Origin of the sequence: Roseomonas aerilata DSM 19363 (assembly GCF_000711725.1) — a bacterium.
Lineage (GTDB): Bacteria > Pseudomonadota > Alphaproteobacteria > Acetobacterales > Acetobacteraceae > Roseomonas > Roseomonas aerilata.
In genome coordinates, this window is sequence record NZ_JONP01000118.1 from 1 (window position 1) to 2,799 (window position 2,799).

The following is a 2,799-nucleotide window of genomic DNA, read 5'->3' on the forward strand; positions in this document are numbered from 1 at the left end:
GTCCTGCGACAGGGGTGCCGTCATCACCTGCCTCGCTGCTTCATCAACAGCGTCGAATCAGAACCCGCGAGTCCGTGTAAGCCTGAAGTGCTCTAGATGAACGACGGTTCTAACCTGCCGCCGGAGGAAGGACTTGAGCAGATGGTTGCGGCGTCCCTCGCCGGTGCACTCGAAGGCATGCTCAGCCGTAGCGGAGAGGGCGATCGGCTGAGCCTCGTTCGCACCCTGAGCTCGCAAATGGCGCGAGTGCTGGCCGAAGCACCGATCAAGGGGGATGCGGTCAAGGCAGTCGCGCTACGCACCCGTATGACTGCGCTGTTTGATATGACTGCGCTGTTTGAGGCCGAGTTCGCCCGCATGGAAGCGGCTGCGGAAAAGAGAGAGCAGTTGTAGTCACCCTAGCCAGTGCTCCTCTGCTAGACCTCTCGCCTGCAGCGCTACTCAGCCCCTAATCCATCTGCCTCCTGTTAACGCTTCATTGACCTTTCTGTCGTTTTCTTGAGCCTAACGAGAGGGCCAAGAGTAGAATTCTCCTGTTGTTGCCCCCGAAAGCTCGGGCAGGATCAGGCTGTTAACGTGGCACGGATGAACTGGCGCGGGGAGCGGTATCCGAGCGCGCTGTGAGGGTGGACTTCGTTGTAGTGGGTGAACCAAGCCGGGAGTGACTGGAGAACGGTTTGGGCATCGGGGCAGGGCCGGACGCGGGCGTAGTCGCGCTTGAATGTGCGGACAAAGGCCTCGGCCATACCGTTGCTCTGCGGGCTCTGGAGCGGGGTGGTTCTGGGGAGCATGCCGAGGCTGCTGGCGAACCGCTGGGTTTCGCGGGCGACGTAGCAGCTGCCGTTGTCACTGAGCCACTCGACGGGGCTCGGCAGCCGGTTAATGAGGCCGAACCGTCGCTCGACGGCCTCGACCACCATGTCTCTGACATGCTCGGAGGTGATGCCGCCGGTGGTGCCGACATAGGTGATGGCCTCCCGGTTGCAGCAGTCGAGGGTGAACGCGACCCGGACCCGCTCGCCGTTGTCGCAGGCGATCTCGAAGCCGTCCGAGCACCAGCGAGTGTTGCAGGCCTCAACGGCAACGCGACCATCGTGGCGGCGCTCCACCCCGCCGGCGTGCCGGGCCAGGAGGAGGCCGTGGGCCTTCATGACGCGCCAGACGCGCTTGTGGTTCGGAGGTGGCCAGCCCTCCAACTCGGCCCTCTGGCGCAGCAAGGCATGGATCCGTCGGTAGCCGTAGGTCGGTAGCTCTGCGATCAGATCCTTGCTCCGCCCCAGGAGGTCGTCCTCCGGCAGCGGCGGCCTGCCTCGGCGTCCGGGCGCTGCGGCCCGGGCCGATGGAGCGATGCCGGATCGGGCGACGCCGAGGGCTTCTGCGACCGCCTTCACCGGGAACTGTCCGGTGGCAGCAAGGGCGCGCGCAGCAGCAATCTTTTCTTGGGTTCGACCTGCTGGAGGGCCTCTTTGAGGATCTCCGCCTCCAGCGTCTTCTTGCCCAGCAGCCGGTGGAGTTCGCGAACCTGCTGCTGCAGCGCCCGGTGCTCGGAGGCAGGCACCACCTCCTCGCCTGCGGCCGCTGCGGTGTAGGCCCCCTCGGCCGCCAGGCGGCGCCAGGAGAAGAGCTGGTTCGGGTTCACCCCGTGCTGGCGGGCCACCGAACTCACCGAGGCGCCCGGCGCGTAGGTCTCCTCGACCATGCGCGCCTTCTCGGCCGCCGACCAGCTCCGGCAGCGCTGGATGAAGGTGATGACCTCCACCTTGGGCGAAGTGTCAGTCAAAGACACAGTCATACGCCTACCCCTTACGGAAGTGCGAGACCGTGTCCAGGCATTAAGGGGGTAGGCTCATCTCCATCGGTCTAGCTCCTGAGTATGGCCTGGGCTGGCGTGTCTGCAAAAGTAGTCATGCCAGCCTCCCTCCGATCATCGCAGCAGCGACAACAGCCCTACCTCCTCCGGGTAGCGGCCGGATAATCGTCGGCGCTCCCCCACCATAGCCCTCGCCCGTGCGATCCGGCCGGTCCACCATCTGCACCGAGGCCGGGCGCTGCTTGCACCGCTGACACGGTCGCCGCGTGCCGATGAGGTGCAGATCCGTGTCTGGGCCGTGGCGCTCAATCAGGAGGCGGATGGGGTGGTCCACGTGATAGCCGCAGCCGAAGCGGATCATCAGCCACCAGCCTAGATGGTCTCGAGCAGACGCCCGCGGCCGGCCTTTCACCCTCCGGCATGGCCTGCTGCTGTAGCTCTCTCGTCACCTCGGCCACAGCGCGCCTGGGCCAGCAGCAGGCGGCGGCCCTCCTGGTCGAGGCCGTCCCAGATGCCCCCCAACTCGGTACGGCTTGGTGCGTCTCTGACGGGGTCGGGCGGGGTTAGGCGTTCAGGCAGCCTCAGCCCCTCTCACGCCTGTCATCTTCCTTGCAATATCACGAGATCGTGAGTTATCGATAAGGCGACGTGCTTGGCGCACGAGAGAGCCCGACAACGGATGTCCGACCTGCTGTTCGAGTTGATGTGTGCTGTGACCGCCTCCGGCGCCACGCTCCTGACCCTTATTGGTGGGGGTCTCTGGCTGGCGCTGAGCCACCGGCGCGACCTTCGGCGGCAGGCATCCCAGCCCGCGTAAATATCGCCACCACCCTTAAAGCTGCGGGAACAAGTCAGAGGTCGATCGAAAGAGTGCCAGAAGTATGCTGCCCTCAGTGACCGTTTGATAATTCAGCGGTGGGCGACCCTGCGGAAGAGGGCGCCCATGGCGACGTGGATCAAGGCCTCGGAGACGTCGAGGCGCCGCTCGT

2 protein-coding genes are annotated in these 2,799 nt (G+C 65.2%); one reads left to right on the forward strand and one right to left on the reverse strand.

From position 1 onward, the window contains the following. Nucleotides 1-96: 96 nt before the first annotated feature. The gene (locus tag BO39_RS29170; RefSeq protein WP_156964154.1) at nucleotides 97-393 is read left to right on the forward strand and encodes a hypothetical protein; all 297 of its coding nucleotides are present in this window, start codon (nucleotides 97-99) and stop codon (nucleotides 391-393) included. Between the two features lie 170 nt (nucleotides 394-563). Here BO39_RS29170 and BO39_RS29175 read toward each other — a convergent pair. Beyond that, nucleotides 564-1,792 (reverse strand): IS3 family transposase gene (locus tag BO39_RS29175; RefSeq protein ID WP_245615471.1). Its coding sequence is split into 2 segments (ribosomal slippage): nucleotides 564-1,453 and nucleotides 1,453-1,792, totalling 1,230 coding nucleotides; the frame shifts between segments, so codons are not numbered across the junction. Nucleotides 1,793-2,799: the final 1,007 nt, after the last annotated feature.